This window comes from Micromonospora sp. PLK6-60, assembly GCF_019890675.1.
GTDB lineage: Bacteria > Actinomycetota > Actinomycetes > Mycobacteriales > Micromonosporaceae > Micromonospora.
The window spans coordinates 1-3,389 of record NZ_JAIOAA010000038.1 but is presented as its reverse complement, the minus strand read 5'-3'; the positions used below and the strand labels follow the sequence as shown (position 1 = coordinate 3,389).

Here is a 3,389-nt window from a genome sequence, read left to right as displayed (position 1 = left end):
TGGAATGTTTGTCCGGCGGTGTCCTACTCTCCCACACCCTCCCGAGTGCAGTACCATCGGCGCTGGAGGGCTTAGCTTCCGGGTTCGGAATGTTACCGGGCGTTTCCCCTCCGCCATGACCGCCGTAACTCTATGAACATGTCAAACACACCGGCTCTGTCACGGGTGTTCGCTTGTTCAGAGTTGCACAGTGGACGCGTAGCAGCTTGGTAGTCAAGTCCTCGGCCTATTAGTACCGGTCAACTGAACCCGTTACCGGGCTTACATTTCCGGCCTATCAACCCAGTCGTCTAGCTGGGGGCCTTACCCCACAAAGTGGGTGGGATACCTCATCTTGAAGCGAGCTTCCCGCTTAGATGCTTTCAGCGGTTATCCCTTCCGAACGTAGCTAACCAGCCGTGCCCCTGGCGGGACAACTGGCACACCAGAGGTTCGTCCGTCCCGGTCCTCTCGTACTAGGGACAGCCCTTCTCAAGTATCCTACGCGCACGGCGGATAGGGACCGAACTGTCTCACGACGTTCTAAACCCAGCTCGCGTACCGCTTTAATGGGCGAACAGCCCAACCCTTGGGACCTGCTACAGCCCCAGGATGCGACGAGCCGACATCGAGGTGCCAAACCATCCCGTCGATATGGACTCTTGGGGAAGATCAGCCTGTTATCCCCGGGGTACCTTTTATCCGTTGAGCGACACCGCTTCCACATGCCAGTGCCGGATCACTAGTCCCGACTTTCGTCCCTGCTCGACCTGTCAGTCTCACAGTCAAGCTCCCTTGTGCACTTGCACTCAACACCTGATTGCCAACCAGGCTGAGGGAACCTTTGGGCGCCTCCGTTACCCTTTAGGAGGCAACCGCCCCAGTTAAACTACCCACCAGACACTGTCCCTGAACCGGATAACGGTCCGAAGTTAGATACCCGAATCAACCAGAGTGGTATTTCAAGATTGCCTCCACCCATACTGGCGTATGGACTTCACCGGCTCCCACCTATCCTACACAAGTCAACTCAAATACCAATGTCAAGCTATAGTAAAGGTCCCGGGGTCTTTCCGTCCTGCCGCGCGTAACGAGCATCTTTACTCGTAATGCAATTTCGCCGGGCCTGTGGTTGAGACAGTGGGGAAGTCGTTACGCCATTCGTGCAGGTCGGAACTTACCCGACAAGGAATTTCGCTACCTTAGGATGGTTATAGTTACCACCGCCGTTTACTGGCGCTTAAGTTCTCCGCTTCGCCCCGAAGAGCTAACAGGTCCCCTTAACGTTCCAGCACCGGGCAGGCGTCAGTCCATATACATCGAATTACTTCTTCGCATGGACCTGTGTTTTTAGTAAACAGTCGCTTCCCCCTGCTCTCTGCGGCCATACAACGCTCCACCCGCGCGGGGCTTCACGTCTCCGGCCCCCCTTCTCCCTAAGTTACGGGGGCAATTTGCCGAGTTCCTTAACCACAGTTCGCCCGATCGCCTCGGTATTCTCTACCTGACCACCTGTGTCGGTTTGGGGTACGGGCCGCTAAGAACTCGCTAGAGGCTTTTCTCGGCAGCATAGGATCACTGACTTCACCTGAATCGGCTCGGCATCACGTCTCAGCCTATATGCACCGCGGATTTGCCTACGGCACGGCCTACACGCTTACCCCGGCACAACCACCGGCCGGGCTCAGCTACCTTCCTGCGTCACCCCATCGCTTGACTACTACCCGCCAGGTTCCCACGCTCACCACCATCAGTCCGAAGACCTCCGGCAGCTCGGGTGGTTAGCACAACGAGGTTCGTCAGGGTCGCTCTTTCGCGGGTACGGGAATATCAACCCGTTGTCCATCGACTACGCCTCTCGGCCTCGCCTTAGGTCCCGACTCACCCAGGGCGGATTAGCCTGGCCCTGGAACCCTTGGTCATCCGGCGGAAGGGTTTCTCACCCTTCTTTCGCTACTCATGCCTGCATTCTCACTCGTGCCGCGTCCACAACTGGGTCACCCCGCTGCTTCACCCCCGGCACGACGCTCCCCTACCCATCCACACACCTGCACAAGGAATCAAGTCCAAGCGAGGTTAAAATGTGAATGCCACAGCTTCGGCGGTGTGCTTGAGCCCCGCTACATTGTCGGCGCGGAACCACTTGACCAGTGAGCTATTACGCACTCTTTAAAGGGTGGCTGCTTCTAAGCCAACCTCCTGGTTGTCTATGCGACCCCACATCCTTTTCCACTTAGCACACGCTTAGGGGCCTTAGCTGGTGATCTGGGCTGTTTCCCTCTCGACTACGAAGCTTATCCCCCGCAGTCTCACTGCCGCGCTCTCACTTACCGGCATTCGGAGTTTGGCTGATTTCGGTAAGCTTGTGGGCCCCCTAGACCATCCAGTGCTCTACCTCCGGCAAGAAACACGCGACGCTGCACCTAAATGCATTTCGGGGAGAACCAGCTATCACGGAGTTTGATTGGCCTTTCACCCCTAACCACAGGTCATCCCCCAACTTTTCAACGTTGGTGGGTTCGGCCCTCCACGCGGTCTTACCCGCGCTTCAGCCTGCCCATGGCTAGATCACTCCGCTTCGGGTCTAGAGCATGCGACTAAAAAACGCCCTATTCAGACTCGCTTTCGCTACGGCTCCCCCACACGGGTTAACCTCGCCACATGCCACTAACTCGCAGGCTCATTCTTCAAAAGGCACGCCGTCACCCCGCAAGGCTCCGACGGATTGTAGGCGAACGGTTTCAGGTACTATTTCACTCCCCTCCCGGGGTACTTTTCACCATTCCCTCACGGTACTCGTCCGCTATCGGTCACCAGGAAGTATTTAGGCTTACCAGGTGGTCCTGGCAGATTCACGGCAGATTTCAGGAGTCCGCCGCTACTCGGGAACACCCACAGAAGGCCAGTAGCTTTCACCTACCGGACTGTCACCGCCTACGGTCAGCCTTTCCAGACTATTCGGCTAGCAACTGGCTTTATAACTCCTCGAACAAGTGTCAGCTTGTTCAGCAGGGTCCCACAACCCCAACCACGCAACCCCTGACAGGTATCACACGCAGCCGGTTTAGCCTCAATCCGCTTTCGCTCGCCACTACTCACGGAATCACATGTTGTTTTCTCTTCCTACGGGTACTGAGATGTTTCACTTCCCCGCGTTCCCCCCACACACCCTATGTGTTCAGGTGTGGGTGACTGGACATGACTCCAGCCAGGTTTCCCCATTCGGACACCCTGGGATCACAGCTTGGTTGACAGCTCCCCCAGGCCTATCGCGGCCTCCCACGTCCTTCATCGGCTCCTGGTGCCAAGGCATCCACCGTTCGCCCTTGACAACTTGACCACAAAGATGCTCGCGTCCACTGTGCAATTCTCAACAAACGACCAACCCACAACCCGAACCGCCCCACACC

At 56.9% G+C, this 3,389-nt stretch carries 2 rRNA genes; both read right to left on the bottom strand.

What is annotated here, in order from left to right:
• Nucleotides 1–10 precede the first annotated feature (10 nt).
• Nucleotides 11–127: ribosomal RNA gene (gene rrf, locus K7640_RS29730) — 5S ribosomal RNA — on the bottom strand.
• 82 nt (nt 128–209) lie between these two features.
• Nucleotides 210–3,319 (bottom strand): 23S ribosomal RNA (locus K7640_RS29725).
• Nucleotides 3,320–3,389: the final 70 nt, after the last annotated feature.